This window comes from Mycolicibacterium confluentis (assembly GCF_010729895.1).
In the GTDB taxonomy this organism is placed as follows: Bacteria; Actinomycetota; Actinomycetes; order Mycobacteriales; family Mycobacteriaceae; genus Mycobacterium; species Mycobacterium confluentis.
The window spans coordinates 3,111,773-3,130,203 of the sequence record NZ_AP022612.1 but is presented as its reverse complement, the minus strand read 5'-3'; the positions used below and the strand labels follow the sequence as shown (position 1 = coordinate 3,130,203).

17 protein-coding genes and 2 pseudogenes are annotated in these 18,431 nt (G+C 68.5%); 13 read left to right on the top strand and 6 right to left on the bottom strand.

Translation table 11 applies throughout. The annotated features are described in order from the left end of the window. The first annotated feature begins 4 nt into the window (after positions 1–4). The gene (locus tag G6N34_RS14585) at positions 5–919 is read left to right on the top strand and encodes a tyrosine recombinase XerC (RefSeq protein WP_085152692.1); all 915 of its coding nucleotides are present in this window, start codon (positions 5–7) and stop codon (positions 917–919) included. After that, complete coding sequence (locus G6N34_RS14580) at positions 916–1,836, top strand: alpha/beta fold hydrolase (RefSeq protein ID WP_085152691.1); 921 nt, start codon at positions 916–918, stop codon at positions 1,834–1,836. Before G6N34_RS14585 ends, G6N34_RS14580 begins: the two co-directional genes overlap by 4 nt. Here the strand turns inward: G6N34_RS14580 and G6N34_RS14575 are convergent. After that, positions 1,779–2,282 (bottom strand): annotated as a pseudogene (locus G6N34_RS14575) (M23 family metallopeptidase); the annotation flags it as partial. The gene G6N34_RS14580 and the pseudogene G6N34_RS14575 overlap by 58 nt on opposite strands. A 257-nt stretch (positions 2,283–2,539) precedes the next feature. On the opposite strand from G6N34_RS14575, the gene rpsB reads away from it, so the two are divergent. The 5 genes and pseudogenes from rpsB to G6N34_RS14550 all read left to right on the top strand — a co-directional run. Then, a complete protein-coding gene (gene rpsB / locus G6N34_RS14570; protein ID WP_085152690.1) occupies positions 2,540–3,361 on the top strand; it encodes a 30S ribosomal protein S2 in 822 nt (273 codons plus the stop codon). A 27-nt stretch (positions 3,362–3,388) separates the two neighbouring features. Then, positions 3,389–4,204: a translation elongation factor Ts gene (gene tsf / locus G6N34_RS14565; RefSeq protein WP_085152689.1), complete on the top strand. Its 816-nt coding sequence runs from the start codon at positions 3,389–3,391 to the stop codon at positions 4,202–4,204. 176 nt (positions 4,205–4,380) lie between these two features. Then, positions 4,381–5,244, top strand: a complete 864-nt coding sequence (locus G6N34_RS14560; protein ID WP_085152722.1) for an LLM class F420-dependent oxidoreductase — start codon at positions 4,381–4,383, stop codon at positions 5,242–5,244. A gap of 27 nt (positions 5,245–5,271) precedes the next feature. Further along, the gene (locus tag G6N34_RS14555) at positions 5,272–6,696 is read left to right on the top strand and encodes an amidase (RefSeq protein ID WP_085152688.1); all 1,425 of its coding nucleotides are present in this window, start codon (positions 5,272–5,274) and stop codon (positions 6,694–6,696) included. 167 nt (positions 6,697–6,863) lie between these two features. Then, positions 6,864–7,094: pseudogene (locus G6N34_RS14550) on the top strand (APC family permease); the annotation flags it as partial. Position 7,095: 1 nt separating this feature from the next. On the opposite strand, the gene G6N34_RS14545 reads toward G6N34_RS14550, so the two are convergent. Continuing rightward, positions 7,096–8,616, bottom strand: a complete 1,521-nt coding sequence (locus G6N34_RS14545) for an alpha/beta hydrolase (protein ID WP_163645402.1) — start codon at positions 8,614–8,616, stop codon at positions 7,096–7,098. 157 nt (positions 8,617–8,773) lie between these two features. Here G6N34_RS14545 and G6N34_RS14540 point away from each other — a divergent pair, with 157 nt between their 5' ends. Further along, a complete protein-coding gene (locus tag G6N34_RS14540) occupies positions 8,774–10,741 on the top strand; it encodes a primary-amine oxidase (protein ID WP_085152686.1) in 1,968 nt (655 codons plus the stop codon). A 1-nt stretch (position 10,742) separates the two neighbouring features. Here the strand turns inward: G6N34_RS14540 and G6N34_RS14535 are convergent, their stop codons facing one another. After that, a complete protein-coding gene (locus G6N34_RS14535) occupies positions 10,743–11,444 on the bottom strand; it encodes an SDR family oxidoreductase (protein ID WP_085152685.1) in 702 nt (233 codons plus the stop codon). 140 nt (positions 11,445–11,584) lie between these two features. Here G6N34_RS14535 and pyrH point away from each other — a divergent pair, with 140 nt between their 5' ends. Genes pyrH through G6N34_RS14520 form a run of 3 tightly spaced genes read left to right on the top strand, consistent with a single transcriptional unit; the run spans position 11,585 to position 13,815 of the window. Then, positions 11,585–12,331: a UMP kinase gene (pyrH, locus tag G6N34_RS14530; RefSeq protein ID WP_085152684.1), complete on the top strand. Its 747-nt coding sequence runs from the start codon at positions 11,585–11,587 to the stop codon at positions 12,329–12,331. Between the two features lie 41 nt (positions 12,332–12,372). Beyond that, positions 12,373–12,930: a ribosome recycling factor gene (gene frr / locus G6N34_RS14525; RefSeq protein ID WP_085152683.1), complete on the top strand. Its 558-nt coding sequence runs from the start codon at positions 12,373–12,375 to the stop codon at positions 12,928–12,930. Between the two features lie 9 nt (positions 12,931–12,939). Next, positions 12,940–13,815, top strand: a complete 876-nt coding sequence (locus G6N34_RS14520) for a phosphatidate cytidylyltransferase (protein ID WP_085152682.1) — start codon at positions 12,940–12,942, stop codon at positions 13,813–13,815. On the opposite strand, the gene G6N34_RS14515 is transcribed toward G6N34_RS14520, so the two are convergent. After that, positions 13,726–14,661: a DMT family transporter gene (locus G6N34_RS14515; protein ID WP_085152681.1), complete on the bottom strand. Its 936-nt coding sequence runs from the start codon at positions 14,659–14,661 to the stop codon at positions 13,726–13,728. The genes G6N34_RS14520 and G6N34_RS14515 overlap by 90 nt on opposite strands. 161 nt (positions 14,662–14,822) lie before the next feature. Here G6N34_RS14515 and G6N34_RS14510 point away from each other — a divergent pair, with 161 nt between their 5' ends. Both G6N34_RS14510 and rlmN read left to right on the top strand, forming a co-directional pair. Further along, positions 14,823–15,692 (top strand): LysR family transcriptional regulator, encoded by an 870-nt coding sequence (locus G6N34_RS14510; protein WP_085152680.1) that lies wholly within the window; start codon positions 14,823–14,825, stop codon positions 15,690–15,692. Further along, the gene (gene rlmN, locus G6N34_RS14505; protein ID WP_085152679.1) at positions 15,689–16,780 is read left to right on the top strand and encodes a dual-specificity RNA methyltransferase RlmN; all 1,092 of its coding nucleotides are present in this window, start codon (positions 15,689–15,691) and stop codon (positions 16,778–16,780) included. Before G6N34_RS14510 ends, rlmN begins: the two co-directional genes overlap by 4 nt. A gap of 31 nt (positions 16,781–16,811) precedes the next feature. On the opposite strand, the gene G6N34_RS14500 is transcribed toward rlmN, so the two are convergent. Beyond that, positions 16,812–17,066: a DUF2631 domain-containing protein gene (locus G6N34_RS14500; protein WP_085152678.1), complete on the bottom strand. Its 255-nt coding sequence runs from the start codon at positions 17,064–17,066 to the stop codon at positions 16,812–16,814. A gap of 34 nt (positions 17,067–17,100) precedes the next feature. Next, complete coding sequence (locus tag G6N34_RS14495; RefSeq protein ID WP_085152677.1) at positions 17,101–18,408, bottom strand: cryptochrome/photolyase family protein; 1,308 nt, start codon at positions 18,406–18,408, stop codon at positions 17,101–17,103. Between the last annotated feature and the right edge of the window lie 23 nt (positions 18,409–18,431).

Genomic DNA, 18,431 nt, shown 5'->3' with positions numbered 1-18,431 from the left:
GGGAGTGCACCCACCCCTTGACGTGATCCTCGAGGAGTTCGACGAACACCTCGGTCTGGAGCGGTCTCGGTCGGCGCATACCCGGCGCGCCTACCTCGGCGACCTGCGCGCGCTGTTCGCCTTCGTTGCCGAACGCACTCCCGGCGCCGACCTCACGACACTGACGCTGCCGACCGTGCGATCGTGGCTGGCCAGCCAGGCCACCGCCGGCGTAGCTCGCAGCACCCTGGCCCGGCGCACATCCGCGGTCAAGACGTTCACGGCCTGGGCGCTGCGCCGCGGATACCTGGCCATCGACCCCGCCGTACGCCTGCAGGTGCCGAAATCTCATCGCACGCTGCCCTCCGTGCTCCGCGAGGACCAGGCGCTGGAGGCGATGGCCGCGGCCAAAGCCGGTGCGGCTGAGCGTGATCCGCTGGCACTGCGGGACCGGCTGATCGTCGAGCTGTTGTACGCGACCGGCATCCGCGTCAGCGAACTCTGTGGCCTCGACATCGACGACATCGATGTGAGCCACCGAGTGCTGCGCGTACTGGGCAAGGGCAACAAACAGCGCACCACACCGTTCGGCGAGCCCGCCGAAGAGGCGCTGCGGGACTGGCTCACTGAGGGCAGGCCCGCACTCGCCCGCCCAGACTCCGGGCCTGCGCTGCTGCTCGGCGCACGCGGTCGCCGGATCGACCCCCGGCAGGTCCGCACGGTCGTCCACCAGACCGTCTCGGCCGTCGACGGCGCGCCCGACCTCGGCCCGCACGGGCTTCGGCACAGCGCGGCCACCCACCTCTTGGAGGGCGGCGCCGACCTGCGCATCGTCCAGGAACTGCTCGGCCACTCGACGCTCGCGACCACCCAGCTGTATACGCACGTCACCGTCGCCCGTCTGCGGGCCGTGCACGATCAGGCGCACCCGCGGGCATGAACCGGCGGACCGTGACCCTGTCGTGGGGCCCGGTGAGCTACCTGGAGTGGGCTCCGGAACAGACCGCAGCCCACCAGAGGACAGTCGTGCTGCTGCACGGCGGGGGAGTCGACAGCGCGCTGCTGTCGTGGGGCGGCCTCGGCGCCGACCTCGCCCGCAGCGGTTACCGCGTGCTGGCCCCCGACCACCCTGGATACGGGGAGAGCCCGCCCGCACCCTGGCCGGCGACCCAACAGCGCCTTGTCGGCTACACGGGTGAATTCGTCGACTCCCTCGGCCTCGCCCGCTACGCGATCGGCGGGTTGTCGCTGGGTGGCGGGATGGCCGTCGGTCATGTGCTGGCCAGCCCCGAGAAGGTCAGCGGGGCAATGCTTCTCGCGAGCTACGGGCTGATGCCTCGGCTTTCCGACGGCCCCCTGTCGGCGCTGCGCGAGGCCACGACATGGCTGCTGGTGCGAACCGGAGCCCTGGCCTGGAGCACGCGCTGGCTTTCGGCCAACGCGACCGCCGTCTCCGCGAGCCTGGCCAGCCTCGTCCGAAGCCCCGATCAGCGCACGCCGGAGTTGCAGGACGCGGTGCGCCGCGCCGGCAAGCAGGGTCGTGGCCTGGCCCAGTTCGCTCAATGGCAACGCGAACAGGTCGGCTTCCGCGGATTGACCACCGACTACACCTCGCAGCTGGGCACGTTCGCACCCCCCGCACTCCTCGTGCACGGCAGTGAGGACTCCGCGGTGCCGATCGCCCGCGCCCGTGCGGCGGCCGCGCTGATTCCCGACGCCACTCTGGTCGAGGTCCCCGGTGCGGGGCACTGGGTGCAGCGTGACAACCCGGCACGGGTGCTGGCCGCGATCACGGAGTTTCTCAGCGGTTTGAGCCGCACGGGCGTCGACTCCAACAGTCCACGCGGGTCCACGTAGTCGGCGCGCGAGGCCGGCCCCCACATCGCACCCCAATGCAGGCAGACCGCGCCCGGACAGCCCGGATGGCCTGGCTGCAGCGTGCCGATCGGGATGGCCGCATCGACTCGCTGGCCCGCCCGCACGGCCGCGCGTACCGGTTCATAGCTGGTGCGCAGGCCGCCGGGATGTGCCAGCGAGACGACGTCGCGGCCCGCCAGAACCCCGGCGAACACCACGGTTGCCGGTCCCGCGGCGTAGACGACCTGATCGACAGACCCGGCTAGGTCGACCCCACGGTGGCCTCGCAGCCAGTCGGGAGTGGGCGGGTCGAACTCACCCACCACCGCAGGCGGCGGCCGCAGCGGCCACTGCAGACGCTCGGGGGCGCCGAAGGCAGGGGCGGCGGTCACAAAGGCAGGCGCCGCGGTCAGCAGTGCGACCATGATGGAGACAACCACGCGCATCGGCCCAGTTCAGCGCGTGGATGACGGCAAGGCCAGACCCGACGTCGCGGTCTGTGGACCGGCACGTCGCTGTGGACAGAGCACGTGCTGAGACGGTGTAAACTCTTCTCCGCAGCTCGTTTGCGCGGGCTGACTTCGCGCGTCTGCACAACCTGGATGCCGGGTGGTCCCTGAAAGGGGTCCGGCATCGAAGCAGTCGCCAGGGTTCGGCTCAACCAGTCGAACGACAACCGACAAAGTAAAGGTAAGGCACACCCATGGCCGTCGTGACCATGAAGCAGCTGCTTGACAGCGGCGCACACTTCGGGCACCAGACCCGTCGTTGGAATCCCAAGATGAAGCGGTTCATCTTCACCGACCGCAACGGCATCTACATCATCGACCTGCAGCAGACGCTGACCTACATCGACAAGGCGTACGAGTTCGTCAAGGAGACCGTCGCCCACGGTGGGTCCGTGCTGTTCGTCGGCACCAAGAAGCAGGCCCAGGAGTCCATTGCGGACGAGGCCACCCGCGTCGGCATGCCGTACGTGAACCAGCGCTGGCTCGGCGGCATGCTCACCAACTTCCAGACCGTGCACAAGCGTCTTCAGCGCATGAAGGAACTTGAGGCCATGGAGCAGACCGGTGGCTTCGAGGGTCGCACCAAGAAGGAAATCCTCATGCTGACGCGTGAGAAGAACAAGCTGGAGCGCTCGCTCGGCGGTATCCGTGACATGCAGAAGGTGCCGTCGGCGATCTGGGTCGTCGACACCAACAAGGAGCACCTCGCGGTCGCTGAGGCTCGCAAGTTGAACATCCCGATCATCGCGATCCTGGACACCAACTGCGATCCCGACCTCGTCGACTACCCGATCCCGGGCAACGACGACGCGATCCGCTCGGCTGCTCTGCTGACCAAGGTCGTCGCCTCCGCGGTGGCTGAGGGTCTGCAGGCCCGTGCCGGCGCCTCCGCCAGCGACGGCAAGCCCGATGCGGGCGAGCCCCTGACCGAGTGGGAGCAGGAGCTGCTGGCTTCGGCCACCACGACTGGTGCAGCCGAGGCTCCTGCCGCCGAACCCACCACCGACGCTTCCTAACCTCTTCATCCCCAGGAGAAGCTTTCAATGGCTAACTACACCGCTGCCGACGTCAAGCGCCTTCGGGAGCTGACCGGCGCCGGCATGCTGGACTGCAAGAACGCGCTCGCCGAAAGCGATGGCGACTTCGACAAAGCCGTCGAGGTGCTGCGTATCAAGGGCGCCAAGGACGTCGGCAAGCGCGCTGAGCGCGCCACCGCCGAGGGCTTGGTGGCCGCCAAGGACGGCGTGCTCATCGAACTGAACTCGGAGACGGACTTCGTCGCCAAGAACGCCGAGTTCCAGGCCCTGGCCGACAAGGTCGTCGCCGCTGCGCTGGCTGCCAAGGCCGGCGACGTCGACGCCCTGAAGGCGGCCGATCTGGACGGCACCACGGTCGAGCAGGCCGTCGCCGACCTGTCGGCGAAGATCGGCGAGAAGCTCGAACTGCGTCGCGCCGCCTACTTCGACGGCACTGTCGAGACCTACCTGCACAAGCGCGCCGCGGATCTGCCGCCGGCCGTGGGTGTGCTGGTCGAGTACACCGGTGATTCCAAGGAAGCCGCGCACGCCGTGGCCCTGCAGATCGCCGCGCTCAAGGCCCGCTACCTCACCCGTGAGGACGTGCCGGAGGATCTCGTCGCCAACGAGCGTCGCATCGCCGAGGAGACCGCGAAGGCCGAGGGCAAGCCCGAGCAGGCTCTGCCCAAGATCGTTGAGGGTCGCGTCAACGGCTTCTACAAGGACGTCGTGCTGCTGGATCAGCCGTCGGTGTCCGACAACAAGAAGACCGTCAAGGCCCTGCTCGACGAGGCCGGCGTGACTGTCACGCGGTTCGCCCGCTTCGAGGTCGGCCAGGCCTGACGACGAAGCCGGGCGAGGGACGAGCCCGGCGGAGGAGTCGGGCCAATCGAGCCCAGGCCTGATCTGAGCCTTCGGGCCTAGAAACTTGAGCGGCGCACCAACCGCTCATTTGTGAAACCCCGCGCCATCCGGTGATCCCGGAGGCGTGGGGTTTCGCCTTTCGGCAGACTGGACCGATGCGCATCGGAGTTGTCTTCCCTCAGACCGAACTCGGCGGCGATCCTGGGGCCCTGCGGTCCTACGCCCAGGCCGTCGAGGAGTTGGGGTTCACCCACATCCTGGCCTACGACCACGTGCTGGGCGCCGACCCAGCGGTGCACCAGGGTTGGCAGGGCCCGTATGACGTCCACACGACGTTCCACGAACCGTTCGTGATGTTCGGGTTCCTCGCCGCCGTCACGACGCTGGAGCTCGTCACCGGGGTGATCATCCTGCCGCAGCGCCAAACCGCGCTGGTGGCCAAACAGGCCGCCGAGGTGGACCTGTTGACCAACGGACGGTTCCGGCTGGGCATCGGAGTGGGGTGGAACCCTGTCGAATACGAGGCGTTGGGGGAGAACTTCTCCAACCGCGGCCGACGCAGCGAAGAGCAGGTCGACGTCATGCGGCGGCTCTGGACCGAGCAGACGGTGACCTACACCGGGAAGCACCACCAGATCACCGGAGCAGGTTTGGCGCCGCTGCCCACGCGCTCGATCCCGGTCTGGTTCGGCGCCGCGTCGGAGCGCGCCTATGCGCGGGCAGGCCGACTCGGAGACGGCTGGTTCCCGATGATGGAACCCGGCCCGGCCCTTGACGACGCGCGTGGGCACGTGGTGAAGGCCGCCGAGGACGCCGGACGTGACGCGGCCGCGCTCGGGATGGAGGGGCGCGTGACCTGGGTGGGTGACCCCGACAAGGCCGCGTCCGGACTCACTGCATGGAAAGACGCGGGCGCCACCCACGTGTCGGTCAACACGATGAAGGCCGGCCTGGCGACGGTCGACGACCACGTGGCGGCCCTGGCCCGGGTGGCCGCCGACGCGGGCCTTCACCGCTGACCGCGCGTGGTTGATACCGTCGGCCCAATGGGCCACGTACATGCATTCACCGATGACGCGCTCGGAGACCTCGACGCGGTCGGCGTCGCCGAGGCGATCCAGTCCGGCGCGATCTCCCGCTCCGAGGCCGCCGACGCCGCGATCGCCCGTACCGAGGCCGTCAACCCACAGCTGAACGCTGTGGTCTACAAGTCCTACGAGCGGGCCCGGGAGCGGGCCGAGGCGCCCTACGGCGGCTTCTTCGACGGCGTGCCGTCCTTCATCAAGGACAACTCGGACGTGGCGGGCATGCCCACCGGCAAGGGCGCCGACGCCTGGGAGCCGTTTCCCGCGGCCGTCGACGGTGACTTCACCAGGCTGTACTTCTCGACCGGGCTCAACATCCTCGGCAAGACCATGATGTCGGAGTTCGGGTTCAGCGCCGCCGCGGAGCACCCGCGACTCGGCTCGGTCCGCAACCCGTGGAACACCGAGCACACCGCGGGCGCATCGTCGTCGGGGTCGGCCGCCCTGGTTGCCGCGGGAGCGGTGCCCATCGCGCACGCCAACGACGGCGGCGGGTCGATCCGAATCCCGGCCGCCTGCAACGGCCTGATCGGCCTGAAACCGACCCGGGGCCGGCTGCCGCTGGAGGCCGAGCACGGCGAGATGCCGATCAAGATCGTCGCCAACGGTGTGCTGACCCGCTCGGTGCGCGACACCGCGGCGTTCTACCGTGAGGCCGAGCGCGCCTGGCGCAACCCCAAACTGCCGCCGATCGGCGACATCACCGGCCCGTCGTCGAAGCGCCTTCGGATCGCCGTCGTGACGCGCTCGATCCGCCGGGAGAGCGGGGCACAGGTCTGCGAGGCCACCGCCAAGACCGCGGCCCTGCTCGAGAGCCTGGGACACCATGTCGAGACGCTCGACGAGATGCCCGTGCCCGCGACCTTCGTCGACGACTTCGTCCGCTACTGGGCGCTCCTGGCGACCGCGCTGGTGCGGGGCGGGCGCAAGCGGTTCGGCCCGTCGTTCGACCGCACCCGGCTGGACAACCTGTCGCTGGGTCTTGACCGGCACGCCACCCGGCAGTTGCACCGCATGCCGTTGACGATGGCGCGCCTTGCGCGGACAAGGCGGCACCTGCGGTCACTGGCCCAGCGCTTCGATGTCGTGCTCACCCCGACACTGGCCGACGAACCGCCCCGCATCGGTCACCTGGACCCCATGGCGGACTACGACCAGATCATCGACCGGTTGATCGACTGGGTGGCGTTCACGCCGCTGCACAACGTGACCGGCGACCCGGCGGTCTCGCTCCCGCTTGCGGAATCCGCGGACGGTCTGCCGATCGGGATGATGTTCGCGGCGGACGCGGGACGTGAGGCCACGCTGCTGGAACTCGCCTTCGAGTTGGAGCAGGCGCAACCGTTCCGGCGCATCCAGGACCGAGCACACGACGAAATCCGTTGAGGTCATGACACTCCCGCGTTACCCAAGTCGGGAGTAGTTAACCGGAGTGACACTGTGACCGGTGATTTTGCGACCACAGCGTCCACCCCGGCCACTGAGCCCCTCTCTCGATCGACGTCGATCGCCGCCGCCCCCGGCAGCACATTCGGCCGCCGGAAGAAGTACGCGGATCGCTGGGGGCCGTCGGCGGCATCTACTACTCGTTCGTCACGCCGTGGATCGACGTGCCGTCCGCCACGTGGATGACGTGGGTGGGCAGCATCAGCCTGGGCATGTCTGCGCTCGGCCTCACGGTCTACGTCTTCGGTAGGCGCTCGGCCCACAAGGTCTCCCAGGAGGACGCGCTGGCGCACCTGGCGGTCTTCGATCTCGACAAGGCCGAGGGTGAGGCGAAATGACTCAGGTGGTGAACGCAGGCGTGCGCAGTTCGCCGGCGCAGGTGACGTCGTAGCCGGTGGGATCGTCGAGGAAGTCGATCAGGATCTGCTGCGCACACGTCGACTTGCTCAGCACGTCGTGACCCGAACCCGCGATGCGCACGACCCGGCCGTTGGGGAAGCGCTGCGCGGCGAGGTCGGCCTGACTGGGTGGCGTGACGGCGTCGAGTGTCCCGGCGAACAACACCGCGGGGATGTCCGCGCCGGCGGGGTCGTGGACGCTGTCGTCGGCGCGCCCGACGTCCCAGACGCCGCATTCGGCGACCACCCGCGGTATCTGCGGGACCAGCGAGAGCACCTCGCTGGGCAGCTCGGGGAGGGCCTGCTGCGCCGTCGCGAGGATTCCGGCGGTGTCGGTGAAAGCCGCTCCCTCGCGGCAGAACACGCCATACGTCAGGCCGTAGGCGACGAGGCCGGGCACGGCAGGCGCGGGAGCCAGCACGCCTGCGGCCAGCGTCGCGTGGTCGTCGGTCGCGAACGCGTGGATGACCTTCGGCAGGCCGGGGATCTTCCGGGTGTCCAGGGTTGCCTGGATCACCAGGTTGGCCATCGCGTAGCCGTCCACGACCACGCGCCGCGGCGGAACCTCGGCGGTGCCGGGCACCTCGATGACGGCGGGTTCCTTCGCGAGACGACGCACCGTGGCCGTGAACTCGTCGCGAAGCCGAGGGTGGGCTGCGGCACACGCGGGCTGTTCCGCACACGCCGTGAACAGCGCGTCGAGGCCCTCGGCGGCGCTAGGCCACATCTGCTCCACCAGGTTCGTCTGGGGTGGCACCACCGAATCCACCGCGATGCTGCGGATGCCCTCGGGATGGTCACGCAGCAGTTGCAGCGCGAGGTCGCTGCCATAGGACACGCCGTAGACGTTCCACTCCTCGATGCCGAGTGCCGTGCGCAGGTCGGCGATGTCCGCGGCGTTCTCGCGGGTGTTGAAGGCGGACAGATCAATTCCCTGCCCCGCGAGCCGGTCCCGGCAGGCCCTGACCGCAGCCAGATCCTTCTCGGCGGTGCCCGGCGCCTGCGTCGGCATCTCCCACGCGGCCTCGAGGAACTCGTCCACCTCGGGGCAGGTGAGCGTCGGTTGCGAGAACAGTGTGCCGCGCTGGTCGACGACAATGAGGTCGCGGTCGCGGTTGAGTCCGACAGTCGCCAGGCCGTTGCCCAGGAGCAGGCCGGGCCCACCGGGGCCGCCCGTGAGGTACACCAACGGGTCCGGTTTCGGCGCGGCCGACTGCGCCTTCGCGCGGGCGACGGCGATCCTGATGGTGCGGCCGTCGGGTCGGTCGCGGCTCTCGGGCACCACCAGGAAACCGCACGAGAACTCGGGTCCGAGCGTGGTCTCGGGCATCGGCGCGAACTGCGGGCACGGTGCGGATTCGAAAGCCGCGGTGGGGGATTCGGGTTCCTCGGCGACGGGTGGGGTACCGCACCCGCACATCAGCAGTGCGAACGCGGTCAGCACCGCCATCCTCGATCGCATCCGCATGACTGTAGGGCACCGGGCGACTGGTGGTGCGAAATCCCGAAGTAACCGGAGAGGGCGTGGAGTTTACGCGGCGGTCACGGAGCGCGGCGTCCCGCGAAACCTGGTCGTCCGACCATATGCCAGTCGAATCACAGCAGGAGGCGTATTCCCCATGACGATGGACAGCACAATCGCGAAGGTCGAGGACACGGCCGCAGCGCCCCACCCGCTGGACCCGTTGACCGGCGCCGAGATCGAGGCGGCAGCCCGGATTGTCACTGAATCCCAATACAGCACGCCGACATTGAAGTTCGTGATGATCGAGCTGGCCGAGCCGGAGAAGCCGGCGACGCTGACCTTCGATCCCGCCATCCCTGTTCCGCGCCGGGCGTTCGTGTCGACGTACGACAAGAAGGTGGTCTACGAGGCCGTGGTCGACGTGCGGGCGGGCACGGTCGACTCGTGGAAGTCGATCCCGGGGAAGTTCCCGTCGTACCTGTCGGATGCCTTCATGGGCATCGAGGAGGCGGTGCAGGCGGACCCGCGCTGGCAGGAGGCCATGCGCAATCGCGGCGTCACCGACTTCAGCCTTACGATGGTCGATCCGTGGCCTGCGGGCTACTACGGCCCGCAGGACGACTACGAGAACTCGCCGTGGGTCTGCCGTCCGCTGACCTTCGTCCGGTCCGCACCGGGGGAGAACGGCTACGCACGCCCCGTCGAGGGCCTGATCGTGCTGTTCGACCTCGACACCATGAGCGTCATCGACATCGAGGACCACGGCGTGGTGCCGCTGCCGACCAAGCCCGGCAACTACACGCCGGAGTTCATGTTCGACGCCGACAACCTGCCGGCGTTCACCGAATTCCGCGACGGCGTCAAGCCTCTCGAGATCGTCCAGCCCGACGGGCCGAGCTTCACCGTCGACGGCTGGAAGGTCACCTGGCAGAAGTGGTCGATGCGTGTGGGATTCAACCCGCGTGAGGGTCTGACGCTGCACGACATCACCTACACCGACCGCGGCCAGGTGCGGCCCATCATGTACCGCGGCGCGCTCTCGGAGATGGTGGTGCCCTACGGCGACTCGTCGCCCATGCAGTGGAACAAGAACGTCTTCGACATGGGCGAAGTGGGCATGGGCTTCTCGGCCAACTCGCTGCGGCTGGGCTGCGACTGCCTGGGCGAGATCCACTACTTCGACGCCACGCTCAACGACTCCAACGGCAACGCGGTGGTGATCCCCAACGCCATCTGCATGCACGAGGAGGACTACGGAATCTCCTGGAAACACACCGACTTCCGCACGGGAGATGTCGAGGTGCGCCGGTCCCGGCGTCTGGTGATCTCGATGATCTGCACCGTCGGCAACTACGAGTATGGCTTCTTCTGGTACTTCTACAACGACGCCGGTATCGAGGTCGAGGTCAAGCTGACGGGCATCATCACCACCGGCGCGCTGGCCGAGGGGGAGACGTCGCGGTACGGCAAGGTCGTGGCCCCCGGCATGTACGGGCCGAACCACCAGCACTTCTTCAACTTCCGGCTCGACATGAACGTCGACGGTCCAGGAAACAGTGTGTACGAGGTGGATTCGATCCCCGAGCCCGATCCCGAGCTGAACCCGCACCACAACGCCTGGATCACCCGCGACACGCTGGTGGCCTCGGAGGCCGAGGGCGGGCGCGACTGGGAGCACAAGACGGGCCGGTACTGGAAGGTGGTCAACCCCAACAAGCTCAACGGCCTGGGCAGCCCGGTGGGCTACAAGATCATGCCCAAGGACGTGGTGCCCGTGATGGTGCAGGAGGGCTCGGTGATCTACGACCGTGCCCGGTTCGTCCAGCACAACCTGTGGGTGACCAAGTACGACCCGGCCGAACGCTACGCGGCGGGGGACTACATGTACCAGTGCGCCGAGGCGCAGGGCCTGCCGCAGTTCATCGCCGACGACGCACCGCTGGAGAACACCGACCTCGTGCTCTGGTACACCGTCGGTGCCCACCACGTGGTGTGCCCCGAGGACTGGCCCGTGATGCCGTGCCACTACACCGGTTTCAAGATCAAGCCGGTGGGCTTCTTCGACGGCAATCCGGCGATGGACCTGCCGCCGTCAGCGCCCAAGGGCTGTCACTCCTGCTGAGTCAGCCGGCCAGGCTGGGGTAGAGGGCGGCGACCCCGGAGGACAGGTTGGCCTGCACGTGGCGGCTCAGATCGTCGGCCAGGACCTCGTACGCGCCGGCGGCCACCCCGTCGAGGGCAAGGCGTGCGACGTCGGCGGGATTCGATTTGGGCGCGTCGAAGTTGGCCGCCATATCGGTGGCCATGAGACCCACGTGCAGGCCCGTGACGGCGACCCCGCGACCGGCCAACTGTGCGCGCACGGCGTTGGTCATCGACCACTCCGCGGACTTGGCCGCACAGTAACCGCCGGTGTCGGGTGAGCTCAGCCACGACAACACCGACAGCACGTTGAGGATGGCGCCCCCGCCGTTGGCCTCGAGTACGGGGACGAACGCGCGGATCATCTCCAGGGTGCCGAAGTAGTTGGTTTCGATCTCAGCGCGCGCGTCGGCGAGGTCGCCCGTGAGCAGGTCGACGTCGCGGGCGATGCCCGCATTGTTGACCAGCAGGGTGACGTCGCCGGCCTGTGCGGCGACCGCCGCGATCGAGGCCGGATCGGTGGTGTCCACACGCACCGGGATGACGCCGTCGATGTGCACGGAGGCGGGGTCACGGGCGCCGGCGTACACCTTGGCGCCGCGGGAGACGAGGTCCCGGGCGAAGGCTGCGCCCAGCCCACGGTTGGCGCCGGTGATCAATGCGGTCGAAGAGGAGAGGTCCATGTCGACTCGAACGCCACGCGGAGCCGACCCATTCCGCCCCGCGCCGAGTTTTCCGGCGGCGATGAGGCAGGATGGTTGAGGCCGTTCGGAGGACAGAACGGATGGCCGGATGGCACTGTCATGCGAGGAGGCCGAATCCCATGGGGGAGCCCAGCACCACCGGCAACACATCAGCACTGCGCCCCAAGTACTCGCGGGTGCTGCTCAAGCTCGGTGGTGAGATGTTCGGCGGCGGCCAGGTGGGCCTCGACCCCGATGTCGTCGCGCTGGTGGCGCGGCAGATCGCCGAGGTGGTGCGCAGCGGCGTCCAGGTCGCGGTGGTCATCGGCGGCGGCAACTTCTTCCGCGGCGCCCAACTGCAGCAGCGCGGGATGGAACGGACGCGCAGCGACTACATGGGCATGCTCGGCACGGTGATGAACAGCCTTGCGCTGCAGGACTTCCTGCAGAAGGAGGGCATCGACACCCGGGTGCAGACCGCGATCACAATGGGTCAGGTCGCCGAGCCCTACCTCCCGTTGCGGGCCGTGCGGCACCTGGAGAAGGGGCGGGTGGTCATCTTCGGTGCGGGCATGGGCCTGCCGTACTTCTCCACCGACACCACCGCCGCGCAGCGCGCGCTTGAGATCGGCGCCGAGGTGGTCCTGATGGCCAAGGCGGTCGACGGGGTGTACACCGACGACCCGCGGACCAACCCCGAGGCCCAACTTCTGACCGCGATCACCCATCGTGAGGTCATCGACCGTGGTCTGCGTGTGGCTGATGCCACCGCGTTTAGTCTGTGCATGGACAATGGCATGCCGATCCTGGTGTTCAACCTGTTGGCCGACGGCAATATCGCTCGGGCAGTCGCAGGTGAGAAGATCGGAACCCTGGTCACCACCTAGGTGGACATCGGGCGGGCAGCGAAGCGACGGGAGAAGAGACGGTGATCGACGAGGCATTGTTCGATGCCGAGGAGAAGATGGAGAAGGCCGTGGCGGTCGCGCGGGATGACCTCGCGTCCATTCGGACCGGCCGCGCCAATCCGGGCATGTTCTCCCGCATCAACATCGAGTACTACGGTTCGATGACCCCCATCACCCAGCTGTCGAGCATCAACGTCCCCGAGCCACGGCTCGTGGTGATCAAGCCTTACGAGGCGTCGCAGCTGCGCAACATCGAGGATGCGATCCGCAACTCCGACCTTGGGGTGAACCCGTCGAACGACGGCAACGTCATCCGGATCTCGGTCCCGCAGCTGACCGAGGAGCGCCGTCGCGAACTCGTGAAGCAGGCCAAGGGCAAGGGTGAGGACGCCAGGGTCGCGGTGCGCAACATCCGCCGCAAGGCCATGGAGGAGCTGGGCCGGATCAAGAAGGACGGCGAAGCGGGCGAGGACGAGGTCGGTCGGGCCGAGAAGGACCTGGACAAGAGCACCGCGCAGTACGTGAGCCAGATCGATGACCTGGTGAAGCACAAGGAAGGTGAACTGCTGGAGGTCTGACCTCCAGCAATCATTCCCGTGGCTGAAACCGACACCGGTCAGTCCTCCACCGAGCCGTCGCCCAAGACGTCCCGCGCGGGCCGCAACCTGCCGGCGGCCATCGCCGTCGGAGCCGCCCTCGGCGGCGGCCTCATCGCGATCCTGCTGCTGGCGCCCTACATCTGGATCGGTGTCGTCGCGGCGGCCATCGCGATCGCCACCCACGAGGTGGTGCGCCGACTGCGCGACGGCGGCTACTCGATCCCCGTCGTGCCACTGCTCGTGGGCGGTCAGGCCATGATCTGGCTGACCTGGCCCTTCGGTGCGGCCGGTGCGCTCGGCGGATTCGGTGGCACGGTCCTGGTCTGCCTCGTGTGGCGCCTGCTGTCCCAGGGGCTCAAGAGTGCGCCCGAGAACTACCTGCGCGACGTCGCGGTGACGGTCTTCCTGGCGGCCTGGATCCCGCTGTTCGGGGCCTTCGGTGTGCTGCTGGTCTATCCCGACGACGGCTGGGCGCGGGTCTTCTGCCTGCTGCTGCCCGTGGTGTTCTCCGACATCGGCGGTTACGCCGCGGGCGTGCTGTTCGGCAAGCACACCATGGTCCCCGCGATCAGCCCGAAGAAGTCCTGGGAGGGCTTCGCCGGGTCGCTGATCTGCGGCACCGCGATGGCAGTCGTGGCAGTCGCCTTCCTGTTGGAGAAGCCGGCCTGGGTCGGCATCCCGCTGGGCATCTTCCTGGTGATCACGGGCACGCTCGGCGACCTGGTCGAGTCCCAGGTCAAACGCGATCTGGGCATCAAGGACATGGGCACGCTGCTACCCGGCCACGGCGGCATCATGGACCGCATCGACTCGATCCTGCCGTCGGCCACCGCGACGTGGATCGTCCTGACGCTTCTGGTGTGACGACGCGCGGGCATTGAGCCAGCACGCCGCCGCCCCCAACGCGAGGCCGATGCCCACCCCGATGTCGATCCGCTGACCCAGCATCGCCCACGACAGGGCACCCGCGACCGCGGGGATGACGCAGAACAGCATCGTGACCGCGGTGGCGCCGTGGATGCTGATCGCGCGGACGTAGAGCGACACCCCGACCACCGCGTTCAGCAGGACCACCCCCGCGACCGCCCACACCGCATGCGCGGTGTTGTGCACCGCGAACGGAGTGATGGCGGCCAGCGCCGTGGCCGGGACCAGGGCCACGACGTTCTGCACCGTCGCGGCCGCCCGGAAGTCGACGTCGGCGCAGAACCGCTGCTGATAGACGCCCCCGGTCGCCAGTCCCAGCAGCGCGACGAGCAGCAGTCCCAGGACGGGGTCGACGCCGTGTTCGGCCCGCAGACGACTCGCGCACGCGGCCAACACCGCCGCCACGCCGAGGGACAGCGCGACGACCCGCAGTGCACCGAGGCGGTCCCGCAGGAACACCGTCGCCAGCAGTGCCGTGGCCACCGGGTTCATCGCGATCAGCACGGCGCACAGCACCGCCGGGGCGCCGCGCTCGATCGCGAGGTAGAGGAAACAGAACTGCACGGCCTGCATGAGCAGGCCGGTGACCGCGACGTGGCCCAGTTTGGTTCCGCGCGGCCACGACACGCCCGCGACACGGGCCCAGGTGCCGAGGATCGCCGCCGCCAGTCCGAAGCGGAACACCAACACAGCCATCGGTGACATGGCCGCGACCGCGGCGTTGCCCACGGGGTAGCCCAGGGCATAGAAGAACGTCACGGTCGACGCGGTCTGGGCGGACATCCGGGGCTGAGTCACTCCGACATCGTGGAAGCCGGAAGTGGGGCGCGTCCAACGATTTTCTCCGATCACCACTGATCGTGATCGCTGATCGTTTGTCCCGGGTAATGTGACCCAGGCCAGCGAAATTGATCGGCTCTGCTGATCAGAGTACCGTTGTCGCAATGCCTCAGGTACTCGACATCGCCCCGCTGCGCAGTGTCGTCGCGGTGGCCGACTGTGGCGGATTTCACCGCGCCGCCGCCGTTCTGCACCTGACGCAGTCCGCGGTGAGCCAGCATGTCCGCCGCATCGAGGGTGTCGTCGGGGCGCCCATCGTCGAACGGTCGGGCCGGGGCGCGGTGTTCACCGAAGTGGGCCACCGGGTCGTCGTGCACGCGCGTCGGATCCTGGCCGCCCACGACGCGGCGCTGGCCGATCTCGGCGCGACACAGGAGAAGGTGCTGACGATCGGCGCCACCGAACATGGCGCCGACGTGATGCTGCCGGGCCTGACCGATGCGCTCAGTGAACGGCTTCCCGCGTGGCGCATCCGGTTCCGGCTCGATCGCAACGTCACGCTCGCCGACGCCATCGAGCACGGTGCTGTCGACCTGGCGGTTCTGCTCGACGGTTCCGGCTGGGACCGCTCGAACGCGTCGGGCATGGTGGCGCTGCGCTGGATCTCGGCGCGCGGGTTCAGCGTTCCGGCGGACGGCCCGCTGCCCCTGGTCGTCTATTCGGAACCGTGCACGCTGCGGGAGCCGACATTCGCCGCCCTCGACAAGATCGGCACGTCCTACGAGATCGCCGCGGAATGCTCGGACCTCTCCGGTCTGGCGTCGGCCGTGCGCTCCGGGCTCGGCGTGGCGCTGCTGCCCATGATCGGCCGACTGCCCGACGGGTTGTGTGTCGCCGAGGAGCTGCCCGAGGCGAATCGGGCCTCGGTGTTCGTGCGGGGCCGGCCCGGGGTGGAACAGAGACTGCTTGAGACCGTCGACGCCGCGGTGCGCGATGTACTCAGCGCCGACGTCGTAACGAAGGTGTCCGCATGAAACAGGAACTGGTCTTCGAAGCTCCGCGCCGGGCACTGCCGCCCCGGCATTTCGCCGACCTCGACGAGGACGGCCGGGCCGAAGCGGTCGCCGAACTGGGGCTGCCCAAGTTCCGCGCCAAGCAGTTGGCCAATCAGTACTACGGGCGGCTGATCGCCGACCCCCGAGAGATGACGGATCTTCCTGCCGCAGTGCGCGAGCAGGTGGCTGAGGCGCTGTTCCCGACGCTGCTGACACCGCTGCGCCAGATTCAGTGCGATGCGGGGGAGACCCGAAAGACGTTGTGGCGGGCCGGAGATGGCACCACGTTCGAGTCGGTGCTGATGCGCTACCCGGATCGCGCGACGGTGTGCATCTCGTCACAGGCCGGATGTGGCATGGCCTGCCCGTTCTGCGCGACGGGCCAGGGCGGGCTGACGCGCAACCTGTCGACCGCCGAGATCGTCGAGCAGGTGCGCAGTGCGGCCGCCACGATGCGTGACGAGTTCGACGGCCGGCTGTCCAACATCGTCTTCATGGGCATGGGCGAGCCGCTGGCCAACTACAACCGGGTGCTGGCCGCCGTCCGGCGCATCATCGAGGCGCCGCCGAACGGCTTCGGCATCTCAGCGCGCTCGGTGACGGTGTCGACTGTGGGTCTTGCACCCGCGATCCGCCGACTGGCCGAGGAGAACCTCGGGGTGACCCTGGCGTTGTCGCTGCACACGCCCGACGATGAACTGCGCGACACCCTGGTCCCGGTGAACAACCGCTGGGCCGTGGACGAGGCGCTGGAGGCCGCGCGCCACTACGCCGACGTGACGGGACGCCGGGTGTCGATCGAGTACGCCCTGATCCGCGACATCAACGATCAGCCGTGGCGCGCCGATCTGCTGGGCAAAAAGCTGCACTCGGTGTTCGGGTCGCTGGTGCACGTGAACCTGATCCCGCTCAACCCGACGCCGGGCAGCAAGTGGGATGCCAGCCCCAAGCCGGTCGAGCGTGAGTTCGTCCGCCGGGTGCGCGCCAAGGGTGTGTCGTGCACGGTGCGGGATACGCGCGGGCAGGAGATCGCCGCGGCGTGCGGCCAGTTGGCCGCGGAAGGCTAGAAGGCCACGAGGGCTGGGACGGGGCCGCGCGTCAGCGCAGCCAACCCCGCTTGCGGCCCCAGATGTCGCGGACCACGACACCGAGCACCAGCACCGCGAACGCCACCAGGAAGATGTCCTCGACCCTGCCGGTGTGGTTGCCGCGCAGCATTGCGAGCAGGAACACCACGATCACCAGGCCCGTGATGTGCCACGTCCGGTGATTGACCCTGCTCCAGCCCCACTTGGCCGACGGCACGTCGGCCGGATCGACGTCGTTGTAGCGCTCAACTTCGGTGCTGACCATGCCCGACATTCTGGCATACGGTCCCGGCGCGTTCTCAGCTGATCTCCCCGTAGCGGCGCAGCGCCTCACGACGCTCCTGACCGTGGTCGACGATGGGCGCCGGATAGCCGGCGGTGTTGATCTCGGGCACCCAGCGCCGCACGTAGTCGCCGGTCGGATCGAACTTGTCGCGCTGGGAGTCGGGATTGAACACCCGGAAGTACGGCGCGGCGTCGGTGCCGGTCCCCGCGGCCCACTGCCAGCCGTGCTGATTGCTGGCCATGTCGGCATCCATCAACTGCTCCAGAAACCAGCGTGCTCCCCACTGCCAAGGCAGGTGCAGGTCCTTCACCAGGAATGACGCGGTGATCATCCGGACTCGGTTGTGCATGAACCCGGTCTCGAGCAGTTGGCGCATGCCCGCGTCGACGATGGGGAACCCTGTCCGCCCGGCTTTCCAGGCCGCATAGGCCTGTTCGGCCTCGGCGTCCTCGTCGACCTGCATCGCGTCGAAGCCCGAGTTGAAGTTCGACCACGCACTGCGGGGCCACTCGTTGAGCACCGTGGCGTAGAAGTCGCGGAACGCCAGTTCCCGCAGATAGGCCCGCGGCCCCTCGCCCGGTCCGGTCAGGTCGGCTGCCATGGTGCGTGGGTGGATGTTGCCGAAGTGCAGGTAGGCCGACATGCGACTGGTCGCGTCCAGATCGGGGCGGTCACGTGTGGTGGCGTAGTCGGCGAGACCGTCGTCGACGAACTCGTGCCAGCGCGCGCGGGCGGCCTGCTCTCCGGCGGGCAGGCTCAATTCGGTTCCGGGGTCGGGAATCTTCTGCGTCTTCTCGCCGGTGTCCTCGAGTGACAGGAACCGGGCGGACGTGGGCGTCGACGTCGCGGCGGAACGCCAGCCGTGTTCGACCCAGCGCCGGTGATACGGCGTGAAGATCCTGTAGACCGAGCCGTCATTCTTGGTCACTCGGCCGGGGGAAACCAGGTATGGCGACCCCGTCGCCTCGAGCGGGACGTCACCGAGTGCGGCCCGGACCGCGTCGTCGCGACGGGTGCCGAACGGCGTGCAGTCGGCGGTGATGTGCACCGACTCGGCGCCAACGGCCTTGGCCAGGTGGGGGATTCGCGTCTCCGCCCGGCCCCGGGTCACCAGCAGCCGCCCGTCCAGCGCATCGCGAACCTCGCGCAGGGAGTCGTAGAGGAACTGCAGGCGCCTCGCTCCGGCCGAGGCCGTCAGTCGCGGGTCCAGCACGTAGCACGCGAGCACGTCGGCGCCGTCGGCCGCGGCCGCGAGCAGTGCCGGGTGATCGTGGATGCGCAGATCGCGACGAAACCAGAGGACACGCGTCGCTCCTGCCATGGTTACAGCATCTGCCCCGTCCG

Bases quoted from the DNA above. Each gene is read 5' to 3' on its own strand.
- G6N34_RS14495 (WP_085152677.1), bottom strand. From the start codon at position 18,408: ATGGCAGGAGCGACGCGTGTCCTCTGGTTTCGTCGCGATCTGCGCATC.
- G6N34_RS14500 (WP_085152678.1), bottom strand. From the start codon at position 17,066: ATGGTCAGCACCGAAGTTGAGCGCTACAACGACGTCGATCCGGCCGAC.
- G6N34_RS14545 (WP_163645402.1), bottom strand. From the start codon at position 8,616: ATGCGATCGAGGATGGCGGTGCTGACCGCGTTCGCACTGCTGATGTGC.
- G6N34_RS14555 (WP_085152688.1), top strand. From the start codon at position 5,272: ATGGGCCACGTACATGCATTCACCGATGACGCGCTCGGAGACCTCGAC.
- pyrH (WP_085152684.1), top strand. From the start codon at position 11,585: ATGGGGGAGCCCAGCACCACCGGCAACACATCAGCACTGCGCCCCAAG.
- G6N34_RS14580 (WP_085152691.1), top strand. From the start codon at position 916: ATGAACCGGCGGACCGTGACCCTGTCGTGGGGCCCGGTGAGCTACCTG.
- G6N34_RS14540 (WP_085152686.1), top strand. From the start codon at position 8,774: ATGACGATGGACAGCACAATCGCGAAGGTCGAGGACACGGCCGCAGCG.
- tsf (WP_085152689.1), top strand. From the start codon at position 3,389: ATGGCTAACTACACCGCTGCCGACGTCAAGCGCCTTCGGGAGCTGACC.
- G6N34_RS14510 (WP_085152680.1), top strand. From the start codon at position 14,823: ATGCCTCAGGTACTCGACATCGCCCCGCTGCGCAGTGTCGTCGCGGTG.
- rpsB (WP_085152690.1), top strand. From the start codon at position 2,540: ATGGCCGTCGTGACCATGAAGCAGCTGCTTGACAGCGGCGCACACTTC.
- rlmN (WP_085152679.1), top strand. From the start codon at position 15,689: ATGAAACAGGAACTGGTCTTCGAAGCTCCGCGCCGGGCACTGCCGCCC.
- G6N34_RS14515 (WP_085152681.1), bottom strand. From the start codon at position 14,661: ATGTCCGCCCAGACCGCGTCGACCGTGACGTTCTTCTATGCCCTGGGC.
- G6N34_RS14560 (WP_085152722.1), top strand. From the start codon at position 4,381: ATGCGCATCGGAGTTGTCTTCCCTCAGACCGAACTCGGCGGCGATCCT.
- G6N34_RS14535 (WP_085152685.1), bottom strand. From the start codon at position 11,444: ATGGACCTCTCCTCTTCGACCGCATTGATCACCGGCGCCAACCGTGGG.